Consider the following 25,497-nt stretch of genomic DNA (forward strand, 5'->3'; position numbering starts at 1 on the left):
TGGGTCCCTGCTTTCGCAGGGACGACGGGCCAAGTTTGAAGGACGAAACAGATGAACTTCGACGACACTCCGCAGGAAGCCGCGTTTCGCGCCGAGGCCCGCGCATGGATTTCCGCCAACGCGCCGAAGCAATATGAGGAGGAACTTCGAAAGTCCTCGCTCGGCCGCACCGTGCTGAAGGGCGCCAACATTCTCGAGGTCGCAAAGGCCTGGCAGAAGAAGAAGGCCGAAGCCGGCTGGGCCTGCCTACACTGGCCGAAGGAATATGGCGGCCGCGGCGCCTCGCCGATCGAGCGGGTGATCTGGCAGCAGGAAGAGGGACCGTTCGGCAAACTCTCCGGCATGTTCATCATCGGTCATGGCATGTGCGGGCCGACCATGATGGCTTATGCCGGCGAGGAGCAGAAACGCAAATATCTGCCGCCGCTCGCTTCCGGCGAGAAGATCTGGTGCCAGCTATTCTCCGAACCCGCCGGCGGCTCCGACGTCGCGGGCTTGCGCACGCGGGCGGAAAAGAAAGGCGACGATTGGATCATCAACGGCCAGAAGATCTGGACCTCGGGCGCACACTATTCGGATTACGGCATCCTGCTCACGCGCACCGATCCCAATGTGCCGAAGCACAAGGGACTGACCATGTTCTTCCTGGACATGAAGAGCCCGGGCGTCGAGGTGCGGCCGATCAAGCAGGCCAGCGGCCAGTCCGACTTCAACGAGGTCTATTTTACCGACGTGAAGATCCCGGACTCGCAGCGACTTGGCGCCGTCAACGACGGCTGGAACGTCTCGCTGACCACGCTGATGAACGAGCGCATGTCGATCGGCGCCGGCGTGGCGACAGGCTTCCCGGAACTGTTCGAGTTCTGTAACAGCCTGATGCTGGAAGATGGGCCTGCGATCGAGGATCGCAGCGTTCGTTCAAGGCTGGCGAACTATGCGGTGAAGGCCAGTGGTCTCCGATACACCAGCATGCGCGCGATCTCGGCGCTCTCTAAGGGCGAACGTCCGGGCCCCGAGAATTCCATCGGCAAGCTGGTGGCGGGATCGATGGTCCAGGAAGTCGCGATGTATGCGCTCGACCTGCAGGGCGCTGCCGGCGTGCTGAGCGGGCCGGAAGACGCCGAAGTCGCCGGAAAATTCCAGGCGATGCTGCTGCGCGCGCCGGGCACCCGCGTCGAAGGCGGTACCGACGAGATCATGCGCAACATCATCGCCGAGCGCGTGCTTGGCTTGCCCGGCGACATCCGCGTCGACAAGGACGTGCCGTTCAACCAGATCCCGACCAAGGGAAGGACGTAGTTTTCGTCATTCCGGGGCGCGCGTCAGCGCGAACTATGGTGCGCAATTGCGCACCTGAGAATCCAGAGATTATCGATCGAGATTCCGGGTTCATGCGCGTTTCGCGCACGCCCCGGAATGACAAGAAAGAAGGAAGCCGCCATGAACTTCGACGATACCCCGCAGGAAGCGGAATTCCGTAGCATCGCCCGCAAATGGATCGACGCCAACGCGCCGAAGCAATACGAGGCGGAGCTTTCAAAATCCTCGCTCGGCCGCATCCAGCTGGAGAAGGAAGATATCGTCGATGTCGGCAAGGCCTGGCAGAAGAAGAAGGCCGAGGGTGGCTGGGCCTGCCTGCACTGGCCGAAGGAATATGGCGGCCGCGGCGCCACCCCGATCGAGAAGGTGATCTGGCAGCAGGAAGAGGGCGTCTACGGCAAGCTGACGCAGCCGTTCCAGATCGGCGAGGGCATGTGCGGCCCGACGGTGATGGCGTTCGGCAGCGAGGAGCACAAGCGCTACTATCTGCCGAAACTTGCGTCCGGCGAACACATCTGGTGTCAGCTCTTCTCCGAACCCGCCGGCGGCTCTGACGTCGCGGGGCTGCGCACGCGCGCGGAAAAGCAGGGCGACAACTGGATCGTCAACGGCCAGAAGATCTGGACCTCGGGCGCGCACTACTCCGACTACGGCCTGCTGATCACGCGCACCGATCCCAACGTGCCCAAGCACAAGGGCCTGACGATGTTCTTCCTTGACATGAAGAGCAAGGGCGTCGAGGTGCGGCCGATCAAGCAGGCCAACGGCATGCAGGAGTTCAACGAGGTCTATTTCACCGATGTGGTGATCCCGGACAGCCAGCGCCTTGGCGCGGTCGGCGACGGCTGGAACGTGTCGCTGACCACGCTGATGAACGAGCGGATGTCGATCGGTTCGCGGCTTGCGACGGGCTTTCCTGAGATGTTCGAGTTCTGCTCCAACCTGATGACCGATGACGGGCTCGCGATCGACGATCCCGCGACACGCTCGAAACTCGCGAACTGGGCGGTTAAGGCGAGCGGGCTGAAATACACCAGTTACCGCGCGATTTCGTCGCTGTCGAAGGGCGAACGGCCGGGCCCGGAAAACTCGATCGGCAAGCTGGTGTCGGGTTCGATGCTGCAGGATATCGCGACCTATGCGATGGATCTGCAGGGCGCGGCCGGCGCGCTCACCGGCGCGGATGAGGAGATGGCGCGCGGTCAGTTCCAGCGGATGCTGTTGTCCTCGCCCTCGATGCGCATTGCCGGCGGTACCGACGAGATCCTGCGCAACATCATCGCCGAGCGCGTGCTCGGTCTGCCCGGCGATATCAGAGTCGACAAGGACGTGCCGTTTAACAAGATCCCCACCAAGGGGCGCTGATCTCTCGCTAAGGGGCGTTGATTTCTCGTGTCCCGGACGCGGTGCAGCGTGCAACGCTGCTCCGCAGAGCCGGGACCTACTGTGATGGGCCCCGGCTCTGCGACGCGTCACTTCGTGCCGCATCGCGTCCGGGGCGCGAGCCTAGGGAAGGCCGCGAATATGGATAGCAAGACCAACACCGCGCCGAAGGGACGCTACGTGACCGCGGATCGCATCGGCATGCTCGAAGATCTCCTGAACGAGCGTTACTCCGTGCGCGCGTTCCTGCCGCGGGAAGTGCCGCGCGAAACCATCGAACACATCCTCAAGGTCTCGCAGCGCACGGCGTCATGGTGCAACAGCCAGCCTTGGCAGGTCTTGATCGCCAGCGGCGAGGCCAAGGAGACGTTTCGCAAAGCGATCTATGCCGAAGCCGCCTCCGGCGCGAAGGATGATCATGATTTCCCGCCACCGCGCGAATATCTCGGCGTCTATCTCGAACGCCGCCGCGAGAGCGGTTTTCAGCTCTACAACACGCTTGGCATCGCCAGAGGCGACAAGATGGCCTACGCCAAACAGGCACTGGAGAACTACAATTTCTTCGGCGCCCCGCATGTCGCAATCATCCACACCGACGAGCCGCTCGGCATCTATGGCGCGGTCGATTGCGGCGCCTATGTCTCGAATTTCATGCTGGCGGCGCAGGCGCTCGGCCTCGGCACCATTCCGCAGGCCGCGCTGGCGCGGCATTCCGGATTGATCCGGCGTCACTTCAATCTGGCGGATGACCGGCGCGTGGTCTGCGGCATTTCCTTCGGCTATGCCGACCACGCCCACAAGGTCAACAGCTACCGCACCTCGCGGGCGAGCGTGGCTGATACGGTCACCTTCGTGGACGAGTAACCCTTCTCCCCTTGTGGGAGAAGGTGGCATAGGCGGCCTATGGCCGCCGTCTCTTAGAACGCCGATGCTTTGCATCGGCTATGGCGCCGGATGAGGGGTCTCCATCCGCGGAGACAACCCTCACCCGTCTTCGCTTCGCGAAGCCACCCTCTCCCACAAGAGAGGGGAAAATGTTCAAACTCCGCGACCCAGCAGCTCCTCGGTGACCTCGTCGGAAAAGCGTTTTCGCATGCCGGCGACCATCACCCAGTCGGGATCGCCTGGAATCGCCGTTGCGCCCGGCATGCCGCGATCGAGCAGGGCGCGTGCGCAGCCGAGCCAATCGCCGACCTCGACCGGTTCGTTGCAGGAGGCCCAACCCAAGGTGCCGCAGGCATTGTCGCCGTGGCCGTGCTGCTCGGTCCAATCAGCGCCGTGTTCGAGCAGGAAGCGCGTCAGCGCGGCATCGCCGCGGAACACCGCGAAGTTGAGCGCGGTGGCGTCCCAGTCGCCGCCGCGCACCGCAATCGGCCAGCCGAGCTTGACCATCAGCTTGACGACCTCATCGGCGCCGGCCGCGGCCATGTCGGGCAGCAATCGCAACTGCGCCGGCGACAACGAGGCCGGCAGGTCGGGCCGCCGCGAGCGGATCGCTCGCGCCTCGGTTTCGTCGCCGCGCGCGCAGGCGGCGACGAACCGTTCTTCGTCGGAGATATCAGGTTCGCCCTCGCGCAGCAGGGCTGCGACCTCGGAGAGTCCGAACTGCAGCGCCAATCTGTAGGGACTGATGCCGTCAGCGGTTGGTCGCAACCGGTCGGCGCCCGCTTCCAGCAATGCTTTCACATGGCGGGGGCGCCGGCGGTAGATCGCCCATGCCAAAGGCGAGCCCCAATCGGTCAGCGGCTTGTTCCGCGCCAACTCGTTCGGATCGCCGCCATGCTGCAGCAACAGTTTTAGCGCGGTGTCGTCTTCGAGATCGATCGAGCGGTAGAGCGCGTTGCTCTCTGCGATCCGCGCGCCGTGCTCCAGCAATAGCCGCGTGCACGCCGGATTCTCCAATGAATGATAAAGCGATTCGCCGTCATTGGGATCTGCTCCCGCTTCGAGCAGCAGTTTGGTCAGCGCCGGATCATGGTTGCTGCCGGCCGCGCCATAGAGCGTCGAGAGCGGATAGCGTTGGTCGGGCTCGTTCAGCGATCCAGGCGGCCAGCGGCTGTAGATGTGCCGGTTGACGTCGGCGCCATCAGCGATCAGCAATTGCGCGCAGCGATGCAGGCGCTCGCGAAATTCTTCCACGCGCAGCAGGCTCGAATGCGCGACCGCGAACAGCGGCGGCAATCGCAGCGGGCCGCCGGGACGGTTGATCCAGGCCGGATCGGCCTGTGTCGCTCGCCGCAGCGCGCTTTCGTCGCCGGTCGCGCAGGCGAGATAAGGATCGCCCGCGACGAGTTCGGGATCATCGACCAGGATGCGCAGCGCGACGCGCGGGTTGGCGCGGTTGGCCGCGCCGCTGACGTCGCCAGAATAGATGAGCTGAGCCCAGTGCAGGACGCGAGCGGTGCGCTCGTTGCGCGCTGCCATCTGCACTTCAACGTATTGTTTCAGGTCGGGCCAGGAAGCAAAACCGTGCTCGCGCGCGATGCATGATTGCGCGTCGTGCAGGCGAAGTTCGAGGGATGCAATATCGCCGTCGCTGCGGCCGGCCGCCGCCGGCAGCGCATGCCGAAACCGCGCCATCGCCGCCGGGTCGCGGCTTCGATAGAGGCGGATCAATTCTTTGGCTTGTTTCTTCAGATGATCGAGGTTCAATCGATCGGGAGACCGGTTCATCAGACACCTCCGTGCGTGACATCGCCGACGGCCCGCAATACCGGCTGCACAAAGGCTCTAGATCTCGCTCGAAAGCTGCAAGTGGGTTCAACCCTTCCCGCGGGCCCGGGCGCGGCTTGCACCGCAGGCGCCACAATATGGCTGCAGCGGGCAGGGGTCAACGGATCAGGCGCGCAGAAAAACCCCGGCCGCGTGGCAAGCGGCCGGGGTCTTTCTCACAAACGCTGTTCGATCAGTAGGCGCAGACGTTCACGGTGCGCAGGCGCATGCCACGGCGGGTTTCGACCCAGCGCTGCTGCAGGCAGCCGTTGAAACCGGTGTCGACATAGACGCCGCCGAAGCCGACGCCGATGGCAGGACCCCAACCGTAGCCATGGCCCCAATGATGGCCCCAGTGAGGGCCGTGGTAGAAGCCGCCGGCCGAAGCGGGCGCTGCAGCGGCAATGGTCAGCGAGGCGGCAGCAATCAGTCCGAGGGTAACCTTGCGAAACATACTCATCTTCTCCAGTTGCTTGGCACGAGGCCGTTGTTGCGTCCCTGCCCATCAGTCGGATCAGGCGCGGCTTGCGTTCACGGGCGACGGGGAGAATCGTGTTTCGGGAGTGTTTCGTGGTGATCGCACTAAGCGAATATCGTGTCCCGGACGCGGCGCGGCATGAAATGACGCGACGCTGAGCCGGGACCCAGTGGACCCGGCATGCAGCGCACCACGCCGCGTGCACGGCGCGCTGCGCAGCATCCGGGGAACGCGGGCCTCAGAACTTCGGTGGCCGCTTTTCCGCGAACGCCTCGATGCCTTCCTTGATCTCGGCGCTGCGCATGCTCTCGCGATGGCGGCGGTCGGCAGCCTCTTCGTCAAGCTCGCCGCGGGCGAATTCGTTGATGGCGCGCTTCATGCCACGCATCGCCAGCGGCGCGTTGCCGGCCAGGATAGCGGCGAGACGATCCACTTCCTCGTCCAGCATCTCCATCGGCACCATGGCAGTGAGGTAGCCGATCCGCAGCATTTCCGGTGCGGTGATTTTTTGTGCGGTGAGAAACAGCATCTTTGCATTGTCGACGCCGAGCCGCGAGACGTAGCGCCTAATTCCGCTCGTGTAGTAGTGCAGGCCGAGTCGCGCCGCCGGCATGAACATTTCGGCCGTATCGACCCCGATACGGAAATCGCAGGCCAGCGCCAGGTCGGTCGCGCCGCCATAGACGCCGCCATTGAGCCGGCAGAGCGTCGGCACGCCGAGGTCCTCCAGCCGGTTGACCACTGCTTCGAATGCCGATCCCGCGCTCGGCTGTTCCTTCTCGCTGATCGCTCGGTCCGCGACCGAATTGAGATCATAGCCGGCGCTGAACGCGCGGCCGGTGCCGGTCAGCACCAGCACGCGGATCGTGGGATCGGCCTCGATCCGGTCGAACAGTTTCATGAGTTCGCCGAGGTCCTCGCTCTGTAGCCGGTTCAGATGTTTCGGCCGGTTGAGGCGGATGGTGGCGCGCGGGCCGCTGATCTCGAGGATGGGCGCGCTCGCCGCCTCGGCTGTATCGGACATTATTCGCTCCATTGTTCAGCCGTCATTGCGAACGAACCGTGCCTGCCGCCGCGAAGGCCGTCAACGATGCCCTCGCGCCCGCTGCGCCAGGCGCTCGGGTTCGGGCCGCGGGCGGCTATATGGACGTGAATTTTACCCGGGAATAGTGAGAATCCCGACAAAACGTCGCCTTTTCCTCGTATACCAAAAGGGTCCTGCGGGCATTACGATAGCGGGCGCCGCGGCAGAATCGCGGAAAAAATTCAGTCCTGAAGAATTTGGTTGGGCTCCAATGGATACGTCTCATCTGGCACAACACGCGGGAACGGCCGGCGCGCTGTTTGCGACGATCTTCGTGGTTGCCACCACCACCATGAAGACCATGATCCCGTTGCGGGTCTTCGGTATTCTCGCCAACGTCATCCTGATCATCACCGCAATTCCCGCCCGAAACTACCTGGTCATGGTGGTGCAGGTGATCATGCTGCTGGTCAATTCCTACCGCCTGCACCAAATGCTGCAGTTGGTGCGCGACGTGAAGAAATCGGTCAACAGCGACCTGTCGATGGAATGGTTGAAGCCGTTCATGACCGAGCGCCAATGCCAGGCCGGCGAAATCCTGTTCTACAAGGATGAGAAGGCCGAGGACATGCTCTATATCGTCAGCGGAAAGTTCAAGCTGGTCGAATCCGGCATCGTGCTGCCGGTAGGCGCCATCGTTGGCGAGCTCGGTATGCTGTCGCCGTCGAACATGCGAACCCAGACGCTGGAATGCGTCGAATCCGGCCTCATCCTGAGCGTCAGTTACACCAAGGTTGAGGAGCTCTACGTGCAGAACCCGGCCTTCGGCTTCTATTTCCTGCGGCTGTCGAGTGCCCGGCTGTTTCAGAATATTGAAACGCTTGAGCGGCGGCTGGCCCAGCAAACGGCGCTCGCGGCCGAGCCGAAGCCCGCGTAGGAGCCGGAGCGAAGGGAGTGTCAGACCGCGGTATCCTGTCGTCGTTGCGTTATCTCCTCGCCGATTTCATCGGCGATGATGACGACGAGCCGCCGTTCCTGCCGGAGGGACTGCCGGAGCCGGTGATGGCGGTGGCGAGCGAGGCCATCCATCTCCTCATCGACTATCAGGGCCCGAGCTACGCCCGGCTCTATGTCGATCGCCTGCGGCGGTTCATCGGCAAACAAGGCGTCGACGAGGCGATGCTCGGCGAGATCGCGCGGCTGATGGCGGTGCGCATGAGCTATCAGGACCCGATCCGGATCGCTCAGCTCAAGCTCGCCGAACTTAATGGCCCGCCCGGCGCGTCGGCCGGGTCCGTGGATATCAGGAAATTCCGGGTTGAAGAGCTGATCGGGGCGCTTCCCGCCGTCATTGCCGAATACATCCTGGATGCGCTGGAATGGGCCGGATGGTCGCACAAGCGTGTCTCCATCCGCTTCAGTACGAAAAGCCGCTTCGGCATCCGTCGTCTCAAGATCGAGGCGGGGCTGCGGCGATGGCGGCTGCTTTCGGTGCGTTATGCCAAGGAGCGGATCTGGGTCGAACGCTGGCTGCACATGATCGACCGCAGCCTGACCAAACAGCCCCAAGCCGCGCCCACGATCATCCAGACTGCGACCATGATCGAGGGCTATGGCGACGTCTATCGGCAGGGCATGGCGGACTGGAACGCGATCATCGACGGGCTTGCCAAGCCGACCTTCGATGGCGTGCTGGCCTTGTCAGATCTTGCCGGCGCGATAGCCGAAGCGCGCGCCGCCGTCTCGCCCGACCCGCGGCAGACCGCGCTCAAGCGCAAGATCGCCGAGATAAGGGCACGGGTGTCCGTTAACGTGTAGGGTGGCAAAGCGAAGCGTGCCCCACCATCAGGACCTCCCGCATGGATAGATGGTGGGCACGTCGCTAGCGCTCCTTTGCCCACCCTTGTATTAGCGCGCCATGTTACACTTGTGTTGTTCCGTGAGGAATGGCCCAGCCTGGGTGGCCACCCGGACTGGGCCGCCGATTGATCGGATCAATGCCCACCGAAGCCTAGAGGGCTGTCTTACGTAGCAAGATCGCAGTCGGCACTTCATCGGGACCCGGATGGTTGAAGGAACTTTAGGTTCGCATCACAAGGGAGGGTCGACGAAGATGGCCAAGCGTACCACAATCTGCGCCGGGATCGATACCGGCAAACGCAAGCTGGACGTAGCGATCGATGGCAGCTCCTTGCAGCTGCAAGTCGAGAACACGGCTGAAGGCCACAAGGTGCTGTTGGAGTGGTTGCGGCGCCACAAGGTCAAGCGCATTGGGATCGAGGCGAGTGGCGGCTATGAACTCCCAGTCGTCATCGAGTTGCGGCGCAAGCGGTTCGTTGTGGTGGTGTTTCAACCGGCCCAAGTGCGGGCCTATGCCAAGTTCCACTTGCAGCGCGCCAAGAACGATAAGATCGATGCCGCGCTGATTGCCGCCTGCACTGCTGCGGTCAAGAAGATCCACGCCGCCCCCGATCCCCGGTTGCAGCCGTTTGCCGAACATCTGACGCTGATCGAACAGATCGGAGAGGATATTACGCTGTACAAAAACCGGCTCGAGACCTGCCGCGATCCGCGCATCCAGAAGGTCTGGAAGGAAGAGATTGCCCGCTTAACCAAGCGCGAGAGGGTCGAACGCAAGGCCTTGGTGGCCGCGATCCGCGAGCATCGCGACCTCGCCCAGCGGCTCGATCTGATCCACAGCGTTGGCGGTGCCGGGCTGCCGACCGCGGTCGCGATCCTGGTGCGCATGCCGGAGATCGGCCAGCTCAGCCGCGAGCAAGCTGCCGCGCTCGCCGGGCTTGCGCCCTATGATGATGACAGCGGCGAGCAAATCGGCGCTCGTCACATCGACGGCGGGCGCAAAAAGGCTGCGCCGGGCGCTCTATACGGCTGCGCTGCCGGCATCCTTGCGCTGGAATCCGCAGCTTATCGCCCTGTACAGCCGGCTGAGGGCCGCTGGAAAAGAACACAAGCGAGCGCTCATCGCTTGCGCCAGGAAGCTGCTCATCTTCATCAACACGGTCGTCGCCCGTGGCACGCCGTGGCAAGCCAAGCCACCCTCGGCGGCAACGATTGGCGCCTCGCCAGCAAGCTAATCGAGGTTTCTTGGTTCGACCGCAGGACCGTTTCTTCGTCCCGACCTGCCATCCCACCGACGGCGCGCGCAGCCGTCGTCAAGGATGGCCGTCGCTCCAATTTCTCACCACCCACAGCCGCTGCCAGGCCACGCCTTGACGACGGCGAGCCCGCCGTCATCCTGCAACCACGGTCGGACAATCAATCGCACACAATCAATCCGTTTAATGGTTGCTACGGCTCCTCACTATGAGGACGTCAAGCGCTCTGCGCGGTCTTCACGACCACGACCTTGTCGTCCTGCGGAGGATCCTGCGCGGCATGCCGCTTGAGATGTTCGCGGCGCAGGCCGATTTCGTCGCGTACGAATTCATAGCCGAGCTTGAAGGTGTCCAGCCCATCGCTACTGATCGTGCCGTCGCGCAGGCCGATCACCACGCCGCGCAGGATCGCTTCCAGCTCGTCCTGCAGTTCGTCGAGCGCGTCGAGAGAGTTGGCGTATTCGACGCGTTCGCCGATATCGAGAATCGCGGTCGCGAGCTGGCTGGCTTTTTCCGGTGCGATCCGGGTGATCTTGGCGTAGATGGCGGCAAAGATCGAGCCAATGACGCTGAGCGCCAATAGCGCCACATACATCAAATCGCTGTAGCGCTCGACAAAGGACTTGGTGTCGTCGTTGATGTATTCGGCAGCGCCCGGATGCGCCACGACGAAGGCGTCCTTGTCGGTCTCTGCGGGCTCGATCTTCGAGGCGAAGCCGTCCGGTAGCGCAAGCTCGGCCTTGTTCTCGTAGATGATCCGCGCAAGATCGCCCACGGTGGTGGTCGAGAGCTTGGATTGAGCGACCAGCAGCCAGTCGAGCCCGATCGTCTCGACGTCTTCCGCAGGGACAGCGGGGGAGGCGGACAGCATTCCGGTCGCCACCGTTTCCTCCGAGATCGCCGGGTACTTCCTCGCGATCGCCTTTGCCGATCCGATCGCATTCAGGGTGAAGCTGCCGCGTCTGGCATATTGCGCGTAACTCTTGTCCTTTACGATCTGCGAGGCGTGCGCGATCTTGACCACGGCGCCGAAGCCCGCGGCGAACAACTGGTCGAAGGTCGCGCCCGGCGAGGCCATCTGGACCCGCGTCGCGGCCTCGGGGGTGTCGGAGAGCTCGATAATGTTGCGCACCAGCGCAGCCCCGCTCTCGTTGTCGGCTATGACGGCAATCTTCTTTTTCTTCAGCTCCGCGATGGATTTGATTTTCTTGCCATTCGGGCTGATCAAGAGAAGCAGGTCATGTTCGAGGATTGCCAGCGCGCGGGCGCGGGGCGGAATCCTGGCGTCGGTGCGCAAGATGGCAAGGTTGGCCTCCTTGCGGTCGAACTGCGACAACGCCCTGGCATTGTCGCCGTTGGGCACGATCTTGAGCCGCAGCCGCGAGGAGTTGTTCTTCAGCACCGTCGCCAGCCGGGCGGCGAAGCGCGCCTCCGGGCCGTTGGTATCGCCGACGGCAAATACCAGCGTCTCGGAATTGCGCAGCAGCGTCCGGCCACCCCAAACCACGGCGGCGGTCAGGACTAGCGTCAGGATGGAAAACAGCAGGATCTGGGTCCGGTTGCTCTTGACCGCCCGCATGCGGCGACGCGGCATTTTCGGATGCGGCGTTGGGGCTTCAGCACTCATGGCTCGTACCCGGGGGCAGGGACGTTGCGCCGGCCGAGCTGGCGCCGCGGGCCGTCCGAATGAATTCGTAAATATATACAAAAGAATGGTAATTTTGCCCGCCAGCCGATGATAGCCCTCTCCTATGGGATTGCAAACCGCGCCGGCCGGGTAACCTTACCCCCGGGGCCACGCTGCGCGAGGTTGCCGCAGTATCGCAGTTCCGCCACACCGTGCGATTTTCAGACTACCCACAGGTGCATTCCGCCGCGGGAGATGTCATAAATAATGCAACGTTCGAATAGTCCGGGTTTGACAAGAACATTGCGCTGACAGCCTAGGCCCCGGTTTTCGCCATCTCGTCAGTCCCAGCCAAAGGGCGTCAGCTTTGTTGTTTCCTTCGATGTCGTCCTCGATCCCGGTAGGTGCGCTGATCGGATGGATGCTGCTTCTCACGGTGAAGCACGTCATTGCCGATTTCATGCTGCAAACTTCCTGGATGGCGATCGGCAAGGATCAAAAGACCGGCTGGGCGATGCCGCTGCTTGCGCATTGCCTCGTGCACCTCGCGGTGTCGCTGGCGTTGATCCTGATCGTCGCGCCGCGATTCTGGTTCGTCGCGTTTATCGATTTCTTCATCCACATCACCGTCGACCGCCTCAAGGGGATCATCGCCTCCCGGTTCGGCGTCACGCTCGAAAACGAGCATCCGTGGTTCTGGACGCTGATCGGCGTCGATCAGGCGCTGCATCATCTCACCGGTTTCGGCCTGGCGATTTTCATGGCGGCGAACTGATCCCGCCTGGTGGCATCAGTCCAATCTTCTCCGAATTCGGAAAGGCGTACCCACGTTGGCGCGAATCACGTTCTGATTCCGGTTCAGGCGTCACTGGCAAGCGCCCCGGAACACTACTGGTGCAGGTGGTTAACTCTTCATTAGAGAATTGCGCGGCATCTTCCGGATAGGGAGAACCCGCAATGTTTTCAAGCCGCGACGCCTTCGAGAACGATTTCTGTCCGGTCCGGGACGAGCTGCTCGGCGAGATGTATCGCGCCAATCCGCATGGGCTGTCGCTGCTGGTGGAAAGCGTTTCATCCGACGTCCGTGCCATGCTGGCACTGTTCTGCTACCGCCGCAGCCACCTCCACGCGTTGGCCATCGCCATCGCCGCGAGCTGCACCGAACGCGAGCTGATCCATTTCGGCGGCCGGGTCGGCTCGACGCTCTACGCGTTGTCGCGCGAACCCGCCGCGCGTTCCGCCTCGTCGTCATCGCATGGCGGTCGCAAGCCGATCACTCTTTCGACCAAACCGCTCTCGACCTTCAAGCCGATCGAGGACGAGATCGACGACGAAGATTTTGCCGAAGCCGTGACGGCGTAACGAACGCGCAAACTCTCCGTCGTCCCTGCGAACGCAGGGACCCATAACCACAAATCCCAGTTGGTTTAGAAGGCCTCTGCCATATCGCCCGATCGATAGATCACGCGGTAGGGGTCCCTGCGCCCGTACGCAATTGCGCACTAGGCAGGGACGACGGGAAGTATCGGCAATCCGTGCCGCTTTCGCGCCATCGCGCATTCCACGTCACCGGGCATGCAGGTGCGGCACACCTCGGGCCGCACCGCGTAGACCAGGCACGACGTCGCCTCGCCGACCTTGCCTGACAGCGCCGAACAGCGCTCGCCGTCGCAGCGCATTCCCGACAGCCGTTCGTTGACGGATCTTTCCGGGATCAGGTCGAGCGCCGCGTCGTCCTCGGTGGTGAAGCGCGGCCAGTTCTGCGAGTAGCTGCAGCAGGCGCCGCAGGCCTGGCAGGGGTTTTGGTTGTCGGCGACGATTCCTTGCATGTTTCAGCGTTTAGCCCGGAATGACGGCCGCGACCAGCGACCGGCCTCAAGTATCCTTCGGCGCTTCCCAGACCAGGCTCCGCCGCCATTTCGCCCGCAGGATATCGCGCCGTTCCGGATATTTTTCGTCGTGATAGACCGCGTCGACGACGCGGTCGGTGCGAAAACTGCGAAAATCCTTCCGCAGTTCGCACCACGCCGCCAGTATCCGCACTGCCTCGTGATAGCCGACCGCGATCGGCCAGATCGTGCGTTGGCTGTCGCGGCCATGCTCGTCGCGATAGTTTAGCGTGATCTTCTTGCCGTCGTGGATCTGCGCCCGTGTCCGCACCATGTCGATGCGGTCGGGCTCCCGGTTCCATGCCCGTCGGGCGCGGCTGGCCGGCTCCAGCACAAATGGCCGCAAGCGCTCCGGCACGGTCTCGGCGACTTTCGCCATCAGGTCCTGGGCTGCGCGCGCCAATGCCGGATCGGCGTGGCCGACCACCCATTGCGCGCCGAGCACGCAGGCCTCGATCTCATCCGGCGTGAGCATCAAGGGCGGCAGGTCGAAGCCTTTTTCCAGGATGTAGCCGACCCCGGCTTCGCCGCGGATCGGCACGCGCTGTTCGATCAGGGTCGTTATATCGCGGTAGATGGTTCGCTTCGAAGTCTCCAGCTCCGCCGCGATCGCGTCCGCGGTCAAGGGCTTCCGGGTGCGCCGGAGCACCTGAATGATCTGAAACAGCCGGTCGGCCCGTCTCATGGCTCGTCTCTTTTCCTGATCGATGGCCCGCGATGCTGACAGCATGTTGGCAGCAGGGGTTTTGTATATCGGGACAACACCTCAATTAAAGGGAACTTGTCCATGACGATTTTCAGCGAATTCGGCCTTCGGCGAAGCCGCGGACCCCTCGTGAATGCCCATCGATTTGCATTGGAACAGCTCGTTTCCATCCACTGCGTCACCACCGACCTGCGCTGGGCGATGGTTGAGCTGGCATGGCGTTCGCTCGTCGCCATGTGCGCCCTGGCGCAAGAGCAGCTTGCGTCGTGGGCGCGCAAGCCCCGTTCGCCGCGGCAGGAGGAAGGCGGCCGGCACTGCTGCTGCTGACACCATGGTGGCAGCAGGGGGGCGCTAGCCTCGGGCGCGTTTTTGAGATCGGGAGACCAGCATGATTACCCTCTACGGCTTCGGTGCCGGCTTCGGCCTGCCGGAGATCAGTCCCTTTGTGACCAAGACCGAGGTCCAGCTCAAGATGGCCGGTCTTGCCTATCGCAAGGAGAAGGCCAAGCCGCCGGCTTCGCCCAAGGGGCAGTTGCCCTACATCGTCGACGAGGCTGAGACGATCGCCGATTCCACCTTCATTCGCGCGCATCTGGAAGCCAAATATGGTTTCGACTTCGATGCGCCGCTCAGCCTGCAGGCGCGGGCGCAGGCCTGGGCGTTCGAGCGGATGATCGAGCATCATATCTATTGGGCGCTGGTCGGCGCGCGCTGGGTCGATGGCGACAACTTTGCCAAGGGCCCTGCGCATTTCTTCGACAGCGCGCCGGCGCACTTACGCGAGAAGATGCGGGAGGACGCCCAGTTCCGCGTCGCCGAGAACTACCTGCTCAGCGGCCTCGGCCGCCATGCGCCAGACGAAGACATCGATCTTGCCGCCCGCTCGCTGTTTGCGCTGTCGGTCCAGCTCGGCGACAAGCCGTTTCTGATGGGCGAAACACCCTGCGGCATGGACGCCGCCGCGTTCGGCGCGCTCGCCGGAATCCTGACGCCGTTCTTCGAGTCGGCACTACGGCAGCGGACGGAGCAGTTCGCCAATCTCACGGCCTATGTCGACCGGATGATGCTGCTGTACTATCCGGAATTCGCCTGGGCGCCGGTGCAGCAGCAAGCCGCCTGACTATGGCTTTTTGTTTGACGCGTTTTCTTCACGCGAACCGGTATCCACTTCGCTTGAAAACGCTCTAGCCTGCCGGAGCGGGCCGGCCCTGCAAAGCGGCCAGCTCCGCTTCGAGCTCGGCAATGCGGGCGTCGCGCACGGCCAACGCCTGCGCGACGTCGGCGGCGTCGAACTTCTGCGGGATGTGCTGCGGGCAGTTGGTGTCCCACGCCGCTATCTTGAACAGGATGACCTGCTCGGGCCGCGCTTTGTAGCCGTGCGGCATCAGCGATTTCGTCAGCGCCGGATCGTCTTCCACCACGCGCGCCTCGCCCCAGATCTTCACGCGCCGGCGATGCGCATAGTCCATCACGAAAATATGTGCCTTCGGATTCTCCGATAGATTGCCTTGGCTGATGTACTGCCGGTTGCCGCTGTAATCGGCGAACGCGATGGTGTTCTTGTCGAGAATTTTGACAAAACCCTTCGGCCCGCCGCGGTGCTGGATGTAAGGCTGGCCGTCGGCGGAAGCGGTCGCGAGATAGAAGCTCGTGGTCTCCGCCAGGAAGCTGGCGAGGTTTTCGTCGATCTCGACGCGCCAGCCGCCGCGCGCCTCGACGCTGGCATAGGCCTCGCGCGAACCCTTGCGGGTCTGGATCGCCTTCACTGCCGGAGTGAAGGCGACATCGCTGGAATAGGTGTGAACGTCAGACATCTGAGCCTCCGTGGGTCGTCCTTCGGGCTTTAAATGGATGTTTCCGTAACCTAAACAATCTTGGGAATTGACACTTCACTATTGCTGGATATGCAATAATCGGATGGATCGACTCGATGCCATGCAGGCCTTTGTCGCGGTGGCTAATCTGCGGGGTTTTGCCCCAGCGGCGCGCAAGCTCGGGCTATCGCCATCGGGCGTGACGCGGCTGATTGCGGCGCTGGAGGATCGTCTCGGCGCGCGGCTGCTGCAGCGGACCACGCGGCAGGTGACGCTGACCGACGCCGGCTCACGCTATCTGGAGCGGGCGCGGCGGATCCTGGCTGACGTCGAGGAGGCAGAGGGCGCCATCGCGGGCGAGCGCACGCGCCCCGAGGGGCAACTCGTCATCTCGGCGCCGGTCGGGTTCGGCCGGCTGCATGTCAGCGCAATCGTGACCGCCTACCTGAAGCGCTATCCCGACGTCGGCGTCGACCTCCGTTTGTCCGACCGCATGATCAACCTGGTCGAGGACGGCGTCGATCTTGCTGTTAGAATCGGCCATCTGCCCGACTCGACGCTGGTGGCGCGCCATGTCGGCGAGATGCGGCGGATCGTGGTGGCTTCGCCCGGCTATCTCCGGGCGCGCGGCGAGCCGGAGCGGCCACGGGACATCTCCGCGCATGACACGATCCAGTTCGGCGCCATGACCGCAGCGCTCGACTGGCGTTTCGTCGAGGACGGCCGCGAGATCCGCGTCGCCAGCACGCCGCGCCTTGCCACCAACAGCTCGGATGCCGCCATTCACTATGCCGAGCAGGACGGCGGGCTGACCAGTGTGATGGCCTATCAGGCCGCCGAATCCCTCAAAGCGCGTCGGCTCCGATCGTGCTCGCGCCGTTCGAGCAGCCCGCGATGCCGATCCACATCGTCTATCCGACCTCGCGGCTGCTCTCGGCCAAGGTGCGCACCTTCGTCGATCTCGTCGCCGAAATCGCCGACTGGCATTTCGGCTAGGTACCGTGCCCCGGACGCGGCGCACCGCGAAGTGGTGCGCCGCAGAGCCGGGGCCATCCCGACGTATCGTGCTGGGTCCCGGCTCTGCGGAGCAGCGTTTCACGCTGCACCGCGTCCGGGACACGAGGTGCCGCTACACCGGCTCCTTCTTCGGCACCACGCGAAACGTCGCGTTCGCCCGCGCGATCACGACGTCGTCGGCCTTGATCAGACTCTGCGCGAAGCAGATCGTCTTGCCGGTCTTGACCACCTCGCTCTCGACCGCGAGCCACTGCCCGATCTCGGCGGTGCCGACGAAATCGACCGCCAGCCCGATCGTCACCAGCGACGACACCCCGCCCATCACATGGGCGCAGCTATGGCCCATGGCAGCATCGGCGAGCGCCGCGATCAGGCCGCCATGGATGAGCCCTCGGCCGTTGGTGTGCGGTTTTGCCAGCCGTAGCCCGATGATCACGGCCTTGTCGGTGTGCTTCGAGTAAAGCGGCTCCCAAGGGTCGGTGAGTGGGCTCTTGCGGGTGCGGCGTTCAAAACCTTCGGGAATGTCGGATGCGGTCATTGGCGGCTCGCGGTGTGCTGATGTTTCAGCCATTGAACGCAACACGCTCCACGAAGTCACCGCCTACAAAGTTTTAAACGTGATTTCGAGGGGGTGTTTGAAATGGCATGACGGCGAAGCGACTGTAGGGTGGGCAAAGCCATCGGGCGCGCATTCGCGCGACCCGGTGGCTTTGCCCACCCTTGTATTAGCGCGCCATGTTACACTTGTGTTGTTCCGTGAGGAATGGCCCAGCCTGGGTGGCCACCCGGACTGGGCCGCCGATTGATCGGATCAATGCCCACCGAAGCCTAGAGGGCTGTCTTACGTAGCAAGATCGCAGTCGGCACTTCATCGGGACCCGGATGGTTGAAGGAACTTTAGGTTCGCATCACAAGGGAGGGTCGACGAAGATGGCCAAGCGTACCACAATCTGCGCCGGGATCGATACCGGCAAACGCAAGCTGGACGTAGCGATCGATGGCAGCTCCTTGCAGCTGCAAGTCGAGAACACGGCTGAAGGCCACAAGGTGCTGTTGGAGTGGTTGCGGCGCCACAAGGTCAAGCGCATTGGGATCGAGGCGAGTGGCGGCTATGAACTCCCAGTCGTCATCGAGTTGCGGCGCAAGCGGTTCGTTGTGGTGGTGTTTCAACCGGCCCAAGTGCGGGCCTATGCCAAGTTCCACTTGCAGCGCGCCAAGAACGATAAGATCGATGCCGCGCTGATTGCCGCCTGCACTGCTGCGGTCAAGAAGATCCACGCCGCCCCCGATCCCCGGTTGCAGCCGTTTGCCGAACATCTGACGCTGATCGAACAGATCGGAGAGGATATTACGCTGTACAAAAACCGGCTCGAGACCTGCCGCGATCCGCGCATCCAGAAGGTCTGGAAGGAAGAGATTGCCCGCTTAACCAAGCGCGAGAGGGTCGAACGCAAGGCCTTGGTGGCCGCGATCCGCGAGCATCGCGACCTCGCCCAGCGGCTCGATCTGATCCACAGCGTTGGCGGTGCCGGGCTGCCGACCGCGGTCGCGATCCTGGTGCGCATGCCGGAGATCGGCCAGCTCAGCCGCGAGCAAGCTGCCGCGCTCGCCGGGCTTGCGCCCTATGATGATGACAGCGGCGAGCAAATCGGCGCTCGTCACATCGACGGCGGGCGCAAAAGGCTGCGCCGGGCGCTCTATACGGCTGCGCTGCCGGCATCCTTGCGCTGGAATCCGCAGCTTATCGCCCTGTACAGCCGGCTGAGGGCCGCTGGAAAAGAACACAAGCGAGCGCTCATCGCTTGCGCCAGGAAGCTGCTCATCTTCATCAACACGGTCGTCGCCCGTGGCACGCCGTGGCAAGCCAAGCCACCCTCGGCGGCAACGATTGGCGCCTCGCCAGCAAGCTAATCGAGGTTTCTTGGTTCGACCGCAGGACCGTTTCTTCGTCCCGACCTGCCATCCCACCGACGGCGCGCGCAGCCGTCGTCAAGGATGGCCGTCGCTCCAATTTCTCACCACCCACAGCCGCTGCCAGGCCACGCCTTGACGACGGCGAGCCCGCCGTCATCCTGCAACCACGGTCGGACAATCAATCGCACACAATCAATCCGTTTAATGGTTGCTACGATTCGTCTAAAACGGCAGCCCGACGTAATTCTCCGACAGCGACGCGGACGCCGCCTTCGAGTTGACGACGTAGTCCAGCTCGGCGAGCTGAATCCGTGCGCCGAATTCGCCCTGGTCCGGGAATTTGTGCAGCATCGAGGTCATCCACCAGGAGAAGCGCACCGCCTTCCAGACGCGCGACAATGCCGTGGCGGAATAGCCGTCGATGCCGGCCGAGGACTTCTCGTCGTAATATTCGCGCAGCGCCTGCGAGAGGTAATGCACATCGCTGGCGGCGAGGTTCAGGCCCTTGGCGCCGGTCGGCGGCACGATGTGGGAGGCGTCGCCGGCCAAAAACATCCGGCCGAACCGCATCGGCTCGGCGACGAAACTGCGCAGCGGCGCGATGCTTTTTTCGATCGAGGGGCCGGTGACGAGTTCGTCGGCCGCCTTCTGGTCGATCCGGCGCTTCAGCTCGTCCCAGAAGCGGTCGTCCGGCCACTGGTCGATATGATCGTCGAGCGGACACTGCACGTAATAGCGGCTGCGCCGGGTCGAGCGCATGGTGCAGAGCGCGAACCCGCGCGCATGGTTCGAGTAGATCAGCTCGGGACTGACCGGCGGCGTCTCCGAGAGGATGCCGAGCCAGCCGAATGGATAGATCCGTTCAAAGGTCTGGATCGCGGACGGTTTTACGCTGGCGCGGCTGACGCCATGAAAGCCGTCGCAGCCGGCGATGAAGTCGCATTCGATCTCGTGGGTGACGCCGTCCTTGACGTAGCTGACGCGCGGGCGGTCGGTATCGAAATCGAGCGGTTTGACGTCAGCGGCCTGGTAGATGGTGGTCAGGCCAGCCGCCTTGCGCGCGTTCATCAGGTCGAGCGTCACCTCGGTCTGGCCGTAGATCATGACGGTCTTGCCGGTGGCGCCGTGCAAGTCGATTCGGTGGCGCGCGCCGCTGAACGCGAGTTCGAGACCGTGGTGGACCAGCCCCTCGCGATGGGCGCGCTCGCCGGCGCCGACCTCGTCGAGCAGCCCCGCCGTGCCTTCCTCAAGCAGGCCGGCGCGGATGCGGCCGAGCACATATTCGCCTGTCTGGCGCTCGAGAATGACGTTATCGATGCCGTAGCGGTGAAGTAGTTGCCCAAGCAACAATCCTGCCGGACCTGCACCTATGATTGCGACTTTTGTCCTCAATACCCGCTCCTCCCGGTATTATAGGTTTCAAGCCGGCGGTTGCCCCAGGCTTGCAATGGTAGTTATCTTGCAATGGTAGTTATATCATATAACGGTTTTGGCAAAGGACATTGGCGCGAAACAGTATGAGTGTACTTCGCGGCGGTGCACATGGCGACCAGGAGAAGAGGAGACGCCGCGGCCGAACGTTCGCCTTGAAAAGGCGGGCGAGCTAGATAACATGTTAATTAACGAGGTCGGGCGATCGAACAGCCCGCGTGCCAAGGGAGAGGATGCCGATGAGGAAAGCATTTCTGGCGATGCTGCTGGCCGCCAGCGTGACGCCTGCGCTGGCGCAGGAAAAAACCTTCGAGCTGAAATTGTCGCACTGGGTGCCGGCCTCGCATCCGCTGCAGAAGGCGCTGGAAGACTGGGGCGCGGCGGTCGAGAAGGAATCCGGCGGCACCATCAAATACAAGGTGTTCCCGGCGCAGCAGCTCGGCAAGGCTTTCGATCATTACGACATGGCGCGCGACGGCATCGCCGATGTCACTTACATCAACCCGGGCTATCAGCCGGGGCGGTTTCCACTCATCGGCGCCGGTGAATTGCCCTTCCTGATGTCGGACGCCAAGGGCGGCTCGATGGCGCTCGACGCCTGGTATCGCAAATATGCCGAGAAGGAGATGAAGGACGTCAAGTTCTGCCTGGCCTTCATCCATTCGCCGTCGACCTTCCATTCCCGGACGAAGAAAATCGTCACGCCCGAGGACATCAAGGGCATGAAGATCCGGCCCGCCCACGCCACCATGGCGAATTTCGTCACCCAGCTCGGCGGCACCAACGTGCAGTCCTCGGCGCCTGAGGTCCGCGACATCATCGAACGCGGCGTCGCCGACTCCGTTACCTTCCCGTGGGGGTCGGTGGTGCTGTTCGGCATCGACAAGGTGACGAAGTATCACATCGAAGCGCCGATCTACGTCACGACCTTTGCCTTCGTGATGAACAAGGACAAGTACAACCAGATGTCCGACAAGCAAAAGAAGGCGGTCGACAACAACTGCACCACGGAAGCCGCCGGCCGCGTCGGCGAACCCTGGGGCAAGTACGAGGATGCCGGTGTCGAAAAGATCAAGGCGATGACCGGTCACGAGGTCTACAAGCTGACGCCGGAGCAGACCGCGCAATGGAAGAAGGCGGCCGAACCGCTGGTCAAGACCTGGGGCGAGGGCGTCAAGAAGAATGGCGGCGACCCAGACGCGGCGCTGGCCGAACTCAAGGCCTCGCTCACCAAGTACAACGCACTCGCGCAGTAGACGCGTAAACATCCTTCCGGCGGCAGAGATCTCCTGCCGCCGTTGCTCCCTGCCATTGCCAGCCGTTCGGAGCGGACATGAATCGCGCGTGGATGGATCGTTTCATCGATACGATCGAATGGATCGCCGCCGGCTTTGTCGGCATCGTGGCGCTCAACATCTTTATCGGCGTCCTGCTGCGCAACACGTTCAATTATGCGATCCCGGATTCGTTCGACATCGGGCGCATGCTGCTCGGCATCCTGATCTTCTGGGGCATCGCCGCCACCAGCTATCGCGGCGGCCACATCACGGTCGATCTGATCTGGGCCAATGTCGGTCCAAAATACCAGCGCATGATCGACGTGTTCGCGACGCTGGTGCTGCTCTTCGTCGTCACCGCGCAGACCTATACCCTGTTCGACAAGGTGCGCGGCACCTACAACGACAATGTCCTGACGTATGAAGTGCATATGCCAACCTGGCCATTCTTCGCGGTCGCCTGGGCCGGCGACGCCGCCGCGGTGCTCCTGATTGCGATCCGCACCTGGCGGCTGGTCTTCCATCCGGAAGACATCCATGACGCCAAGATCAAGACCGTGGAGTAGGACGGGAATGAACACCGATACCGTCGCGGTCCTGGGATTTGTCGCGCTCTTCGTGCTGATGCTGCTGCGCGTGCCGGTCGGCATGGCGATGGGCCTCGTCGGCGTCTGTGGCTTCGGTTATCTGGTCGGGTTTACGCCCGCGCTCAAGATGGTCGGCCAGACCTCGATGCGCACGGTGACCGACTACACCTTCGGCGTGATTCCGATGTTCCTGTTGATGGGAGCGTTCGTCAGCAATTCCGGCATGAGCCGCGAATTGTTCCGCGCCGCCAACGGCTTTGTCGGCCATCTGCGCGGCGGGCTTGGCATTGCTACCGTCGGGGCCTGCGGCGGTTTTGCCGCGATCTGCGGCTCGTCGGTGGCGACCGCCGCGACGTTCTCGGCCGTCGCCTATCCGGAAATGCGGCGCTATGGCTATCCGCAATCCTTTGCCACCGGCGTCATCGCGGCCGGCGGCACGTTAGGCGCCATGTTGCCGCCATCGACGGTGCTCGCCGTCTACGGCATCATTACCGAACAGGACATCGGCAAGCTGTTCATCGCCGGCATCATCCCCGGCCTGCTCGCCATTGCCATGTACATGCTTACGATTTCGCTGATCGGCTGGTTCCGGCCGGACTTCCTGCCGGCGGGTCCGCAAACCAAATGGCGTGAGCGCTTGGCCGCCCTGAAGAACATCTGGGCGCCGGTGCTGCTGTTCATCTTCGTGATCGGTGGGCTGTACGGCCTGCCATTTCTGCCGCGCTTTACTCCGACGGAGGCGGGCGGCGTCGGCGCCACCGGTGCGTTCCTGATCGGCGTACTGACGGGAAGGCTGAATAAGGAAAAAGATCCTGGGTTCGCTGCTGCAGGCGACGCGCACCGCCGCCGCGGTGTTCACGGTGCTGATTGGCGCGCTGATCTTCGGTTATTTCCTGACGGTGACGCAGACCCCGCAGAAGGTCACCGAGCTGCTCACCGGCCTCGGGCTCGGTCCCTACGGCATCCTGGCGCTGATCATGGTGATGTATCTGGTGCTGGGCTGCCTGATGGATGCCATGGCCATGATCATCCTGACGGTGCCGATCATCTTTCCGGTGATCGTCCACCTCGGTTTTGATCCGATCTGGTTCGGCGTCATTATCGTGATGACAGTCGAGCTTGGCCTCATCTCTCCGCCGATCGGCATGAATGTCTTTGTCATCAAGAGCGTCGTCAAGGACGTGTCGTTCTCCACGATCTTCCGTGGCGTGATGCCCTTCGTGGTGACGGACTTGATCCGGCTGGTGATCCTGATCGCATTTCCACTACTGGCACTGTGGCTGCCGCAACGCATGGCCGGATAAAGCATGATCCGGAAAAGTGGAAGCCGGTTTTCCGAAAAGATCATGCTAGAAAAATAGCCCGATGACCCCGCGGCTCGAGACCAGATACGTCTTCACCATCACCGTGCGGATCGGCGTGGTGATTTCGGCCGGCGAGATCGGCACCGGCGTGCGCCGGATCATTCCGATAACAGGCGGCGAGGTGAAGGGCGAAGTCAACGGCAAGGTTCTTCCCTTCGGGGCCGACTTCCAGATCATCCGCCCGAACGAATTGATCGAGCTGGAAGCCAAATACGCCTTCGAGACCGACGACGGTGCGGTGGTCTATGTCGAGAACAAGGGCCTGCGGTTCGGTCCGGTCGAACTGCTGCAGAAGCTCAAGCGCGGCGAGCCGGTCGATCCAAAACTGATCTATTTCCGCACCGTGCCGAAATTCGAGACGGGCGCAGAGAAATATCGCTGGCTGATGCAAAACCTCTTCATCGCCTCCGCCGCCCGCCACACCGACCGCGTCGTCATCGACGTGCATCAGGTGCTGTGAGTCTTTCTTACCCTCCCCTGGAGGGGGAGGGTCGGCTCATGTTGAGCGCAGCGAAACGTGAGACGGGGTGGGGTGATCTCTCAACACGGGCACTGTTTGATGCGGAAAGACCGTCACCCCGCCCTGCCGAGCATTTCGCTTCGCTTCATGCTCGTCGACCCTCCCCCTCCAGGGCAGGGGAATCGCATGTTCAATTCCGTAAGTTATTGCGAAGCGGTGAGAAATTGATTCTGAAGGTAGCTCCTGATTCGGATGGAGCGGCCGATGAATCGATTTGCGGAGTGCTTCGAGGAACTGCCGGACCCGCGCGCGGACAATGCGCTGCACGATCTGACGGAGATTTTGTTCATCGCCTTGATGGCGACGCTGTGCGGGGCAACGAGTTGCACCGACATGGCGCTGTTTGCGCGAATGAAGGCCTATCTTTGGGAGGGCGTGCTGGTGCTCGAGCATGGTCTGCCGAGCCACGACACGTTCAGCCGCGTGTTCCGCATGCTCGATCCGAAAGCGTTCGAGAAAGCCTTCCAGCGCTTCATGAAAGCCTTTGCCGAAGGCGCGAAGATCGAACGGCCAAAAGGCGTGATCGCGCTCGACGGCAAAGCGCTGCGGCGCGGCTACGAGCGCGGCAGGAGCCACATGCCGCCGGTCATGGTGACCGCTTGGGCGGCGCAGACCCGCATGGCGCTGGCCAACGTGCAGGCGCCGAACAACAACGAAGCTGCTGGCGCGTTGCAGTTGATCGAACTTCTGCAGCTCAAAGGCTGCGTGGTGACGGCCGATGCGCTGCACTGCCATCGCGGCATGGCCAAGGAGATCGTGGCGCGGGGCGGCGATTACGTGCTGGCGGTGAAGGAGAACCAGCCAGCGCTGTTGGCCGACGCCAGGGCGGCGATTGCCGCAGCGGTGCGCAAGGGCAAGAAGCCGGTTTCCACCACCGAGGCAGATCATGGCCGAAAGGAAAAGCGCAGCGTGCTTGTCGTGCCCGTCAAGGATATGGAGCGGAAGCACAACTTTCCGGGCCTCAAAGCCGTCGCGCGGATCAGCAGCAAGCGCGGCAAGGACAAAACCGTCGAGCGCTACTTCCTGATGAGCCAAAACTACAGCCGCACGCAGGTTCTGCGCATCGTTCGCACCCATTGGACCATCGAAAACGGCCTGCACTGGCCGCTCGATGTCATCCTCGACGAGGATCTGGCCCGCAATCGCAAGGACAACGGCCCGGCCAACCTTGCCGTACTCAGGCGCCTTGCCCTCAATGTTGCCAGAGCCCATCCCGACACAACCACCTCCTTGCGCCTCAAGCTCAAGCGCGCTGGCTGGAACGATGCCTTCCTCTTCGAACTCATTGCTCACATGCGATAGCCCTGCCCTCCAGGGG

The 25,497-nt window shown here is 62.9% G+C and carries 25 protein-coding genes and 3 pseudogenes; 19 read left to right on the forward strand and 9 right to left on the reverse strand.

Annotated features, from left to right (window positions below):
• The first annotated feature begins 51 nt into the window (after nt 1–51).
• From ACFXS9_RS37145 to ACFXS9_RS37155, 3 genes are all read left to right on the forward strand, one after another.
• A complete protein-coding gene (locus ACFXS9_RS37145) occupies nt 52–1,299 on the forward strand; it encodes an acyl-CoA dehydrogenase (protein WP_392698145.1) in 1,248 nt (415 codons plus the stop codon).
• A gap of 141 nt (nt 1,300–1,440) precedes the next feature.
• Nucleotides 1,441–2,685: an acyl-CoA dehydrogenase gene (locus tag ACFXS9_RS37150; protein ID WP_392698148.1), complete on the forward strand. Its 1,245-nt coding sequence runs from the start codon at nt 1,441–1,443 to the stop codon at nt 2,683–2,685.
• A gap of 159 nt (nt 2,686–2,844) precedes the next feature.
• Entirely contained in the window at nt 2,845–3,567 is a 723-nt protein-coding gene (locus tag ACFXS9_RS37155; protein WP_392698151.1) for a nitroreductase, read from the forward strand.
• Nucleotides 3,568–3,741: 174 nt separating this feature from the next.
• Here the strand turns inward: ACFXS9_RS37155 and ACFXS9_RS37160 are convergent, their stop codons facing one another.
• The 3 genes from ACFXS9_RS37160 to ACFXS9_RS37170 all read right to left on the reverse strand — a co-directional run bounded on the left by ACFXS9_RS37160 (nt 3,742) and on the right by ACFXS9_RS37170 (nt 6,917).
• On the reverse strand, nt 3,742–5,376 hold the full coding sequence (locus tag ACFXS9_RS37160) for a hypothetical protein (protein WP_392698154.1): 1,635 nt from the start codon (nt 5,374–5,376) through the stop codon (nt 3,742–3,744).
• 232 nt (nt 5,377–5,608) lie between these two features.
• On the reverse strand, nt 5,609–5,869 hold the full coding sequence (locus ACFXS9_RS37165) for a hypothetical protein (protein ID WP_213287140.1): 261 nt from the start codon (nt 5,867–5,869) through the stop codon (nt 5,609–5,611).
• 262 nt (nt 5,870–6,131) lie between these two features.
• Nucleotides 6,132–6,917, reverse strand: a complete 786-nt coding sequence (locus ACFXS9_RS37170) for an enoyl-CoA hydratase/isomerase family protein (RefSeq protein ID WP_392698157.1) — start codon at nt 6,915–6,917, stop codon at nt 6,132–6,134.
• Nucleotides 6,918–7,188: 271 nt separating this feature from the next.
• Here ACFXS9_RS37170 and ACFXS9_RS37175 point away from each other — a divergent pair, with 271 nt between their 5' ends.
• From ACFXS9_RS37175 to ACFXS9_RS37190, 4 genes and pseudogenes are all read left to right on the forward strand, one after another.
• A complete protein-coding gene (locus ACFXS9_RS37175) occupies nt 7,189–7,854 on the forward strand; it encodes a Crp/Fnr family transcriptional regulator (RefSeq protein WP_392698159.1) in 666 nt (221 codons plus the stop codon).
• Nucleotides 7,855–7,871: 17 nt separating this feature from the next.
• Nucleotides 7,872–8,735, forward strand: a complete 864-nt coding sequence (locus ACFXS9_RS37180; protein WP_392698161.1) for a DUF6537 domain-containing protein — start codon at nt 7,872–7,874, stop codon at nt 8,733–8,735.
• 295 nt (nt 8,736–9,030) lie between these two features.
• Nucleotides 9,031–9,660: pseudogene (locus tag ACFXS9_RS37185) on the forward strand (transposase); the annotation flags it as partial.
• Between the two features lie 70 nt (nt 9,661–9,730).
• A complete protein-coding gene (locus ACFXS9_RS37190) occupies nt 9,731–10,012 on the forward strand; it encodes a transposase (RefSeq protein ID WP_392700214.1) in 282 nt (93 codons plus the stop codon).
• A gap of 238 nt (nt 10,013–10,250) precedes the next feature.
• On the opposite strand, the gene ACFXS9_RS37195 is transcribed toward ACFXS9_RS37190, so the two are convergent.
• Complete coding sequence (locus ACFXS9_RS37195; protein WP_392698163.1) at nt 10,251–11,660, reverse strand: TAXI family TRAP transporter solute-binding subunit; 1,410 nt, start codon at nt 11,658–11,660, stop codon at nt 10,251–10,253.
• Between the two features lie 421 nt (nt 11,661–12,081).
• Here ACFXS9_RS37195 and ACFXS9_RS37200 point away from each other — a divergent pair, with 421 nt between their 5' ends.
• Together ACFXS9_RS37200 and ACFXS9_RS37205 are read left to right on the forward strand one after the other, a co-directional pair.
• Entirely contained in the window at nt 12,082–12,435 is a 354-nt protein-coding gene (locus tag ACFXS9_RS37200) for a DUF3307 domain-containing protein (protein WP_083754910.1), read from the forward strand.
• Between the two features lie 182 nt (nt 12,436–12,617).
• On the forward strand, nt 12,618–13,022 hold the full coding sequence (locus tag ACFXS9_RS37205; protein WP_065747542.1) for a hypothetical protein: 405 nt from the start codon (nt 12,618–12,620) through the stop codon (nt 13,020–13,022).
• Nucleotides 13,023–13,162: 140 nt separating this feature from the next.
• Here the strand turns inward: ACFXS9_RS37205 and ACFXS9_RS37210 are convergent, their stop codons facing one another.
• Together ACFXS9_RS37210 and ACFXS9_RS37215 are read right to left on the reverse strand one after the other, a co-directional pair.
• Nucleotides 13,163–13,489 (reverse strand): YkgJ family cysteine cluster protein, encoded by a 327-nt coding sequence (locus tag ACFXS9_RS37210; RefSeq protein WP_392698165.1) that lies wholly within the window; start codon nt 13,487–13,489, stop codon nt 13,163–13,165.
• A gap of 46 nt (nt 13,490–13,535) precedes the next feature.
• A complete protein-coding gene (locus tag ACFXS9_RS37215; RefSeq protein ID WP_028351726.1) occupies nt 13,536–14,234 on the reverse strand; it encodes a YafY family protein in 699 nt (232 codons plus the stop codon).
• A 102-nt stretch (nt 14,235–14,336) separates the two neighbouring features.
• Here ACFXS9_RS37215 and ACFXS9_RS37220 point away from each other — a divergent pair, with 102 nt between their 5' ends.
• Together ACFXS9_RS37220 and ACFXS9_RS37225 are read left to right on the forward strand one after the other, a co-directional pair.
• On the forward strand, nt 14,337–14,582 hold the full coding sequence (locus tag ACFXS9_RS37220) for a hypothetical protein (RefSeq protein ID WP_392698166.1): 246 nt from the start codon (nt 14,337–14,339) through the stop codon (nt 14,580–14,582).
• Between the two features lie 61 nt (nt 14,583–14,643).
• A complete protein-coding gene (locus ACFXS9_RS37225) occupies nt 14,644–15,375 on the forward strand; it encodes a glutathione S-transferase family protein (protein ID WP_392698168.1) in 732 nt (243 codons plus the stop codon).
• Between the two features lie 64 nt (nt 15,376–15,439).
• Here the strand turns inward: ACFXS9_RS37225 and ACFXS9_RS37230 are convergent, their stop codons facing one another.
• Nucleotides 15,440–16,069, reverse strand: coding sequence for a pyridoxamine 5'-phosphate oxidase family protein (locus tag ACFXS9_RS37230; RefSeq protein ID WP_392698169.1), 630 nt, complete (start codon nt 16,067–16,069; stop codon nt 15,440–15,442).
• Nucleotides 16,070–16,190: 121 nt separating this feature from the next.
• On the opposite strand from ACFXS9_RS37230, the pseudogene ACFXS9_RS37235 reads away from it, so the two are divergent.
• Together ACFXS9_RS37235 and ACFXS9_RS37240 are read left to right on the forward strand one after the other, a co-directional pair.
• Nucleotides 16,191–16,943, forward strand: a pseudogene (locus tag ACFXS9_RS37235) (LysR family transcriptional regulator); the annotation flags it as partial.
• A complete protein-coding gene (locus ACFXS9_RS37240; protein ID WP_392700367.1) occupies nt 16,937–17,065 on the forward strand; it encodes a hypothetical protein in 129 nt (42 codons plus the stop codon). The pseudogene ACFXS9_RS37235 and the gene ACFXS9_RS37240, both read left to right, overlap by 7 nt.
• Nucleotides 17,066–17,198: 133 nt before the next feature.
• Here ACFXS9_RS37240 and ACFXS9_RS37245 read toward each other — a convergent pair whose 3' ends face one another.
• The gene (locus tag ACFXS9_RS37245; protein ID WP_392700216.1) at nt 17,199–17,624 is read right to left on the reverse strand and encodes a PaaI family thioesterase; all 426 of its coding nucleotides are present in this window, start codon (nt 17,622–17,624) and stop codon (nt 17,199–17,201) included.
• Between the two features lie 392 nt (nt 17,625–18,016).
• Here ACFXS9_RS37245 and ACFXS9_RS37250 point away from each other — a divergent pair, with 392 nt between their 5' ends.
• The gene (locus ACFXS9_RS37250; RefSeq protein ID WP_392695954.1) at nt 18,017–18,997 is read left to right on the forward strand and encodes an IS110 family transposase; all 981 of its coding nucleotides are present in this window, start codon (nt 18,017–18,019) and stop codon (nt 18,995–18,997) included.
• 225 nt (nt 18,998–19,222) lie between these two features.
• On the opposite strand, the gene pobA is transcribed toward ACFXS9_RS37250, so the two are convergent.
• On the reverse strand, nt 19,223–20,392 hold the full coding sequence (gene pobA / locus ACFXS9_RS37255; protein WP_392698171.1) for a 4-hydroxybenzoate 3-monooxygenase: 1,170 nt from the start codon (nt 20,390–20,392) through the stop codon (nt 19,223–19,225).
• Between the two features lie 278 nt (nt 20,393–20,670).
• Here pobA and ACFXS9_RS37260 point away from each other — a divergent pair, with 278 nt between their 5' ends.
• From ACFXS9_RS37260 to ACFXS9_RS37280, 5 genes and pseudogenes are all read left to right on the forward strand, one after another.
• Nucleotides 20,671–21,687, forward strand: coding sequence for a TRAP transporter substrate-binding protein (locus ACFXS9_RS37260; protein WP_392698173.1), 1,017 nt, complete (start codon nt 20,671–20,673; stop codon nt 21,685–21,687).
• Between the two features lie 77 nt (nt 21,688–21,764).
• Nucleotides 21,765–22,274, forward strand: a complete 510-nt coding sequence (locus tag ACFXS9_RS37265; protein WP_392698175.1) for a TRAP transporter small permease — start codon at nt 21,765–21,767, stop codon at nt 22,272–22,274.
• Nucleotides 22,275–22,281: 7 nt separating this feature from the next.
• Nucleotides 22,282–23,599 (forward strand): annotated as a pseudogene (locus ACFXS9_RS37270) (TRAP transporter large permease).
• 61 nt (nt 23,600–23,660) lie between these two features.
• The gene (locus ACFXS9_RS37275; protein WP_392698177.1) at nt 23,661–24,119 is read left to right on the forward strand and encodes a DUF3237 domain-containing protein; all 459 of its coding nucleotides are present in this window, start codon (nt 23,661–23,663) and stop codon (nt 24,117–24,119) included.
• 264 nt (nt 24,120–24,383) lie between these two features.
• The gene (locus ACFXS9_RS37280; protein ID WP_392692877.1) at nt 24,384–25,481 is read left to right on the forward strand and encodes an ISAs1 family transposase; all 1,098 of its coding nucleotides are present in this window, start codon (nt 24,384–24,386) and stop codon (nt 25,479–25,481) included.
• Nucleotides 25,482–25,497 lie beyond the last annotated feature (16 nt).

Origin of the sequence: Bradyrhizobium sp. RDI18 (assembly GCF_043203335.1) — a bacterium.
Lineage (GTDB): Bacteria > Pseudomonadota > Alphaproteobacteria > Rhizobiales > Xanthobacteraceae > Bradyrhizobium > Bradyrhizobium retamae.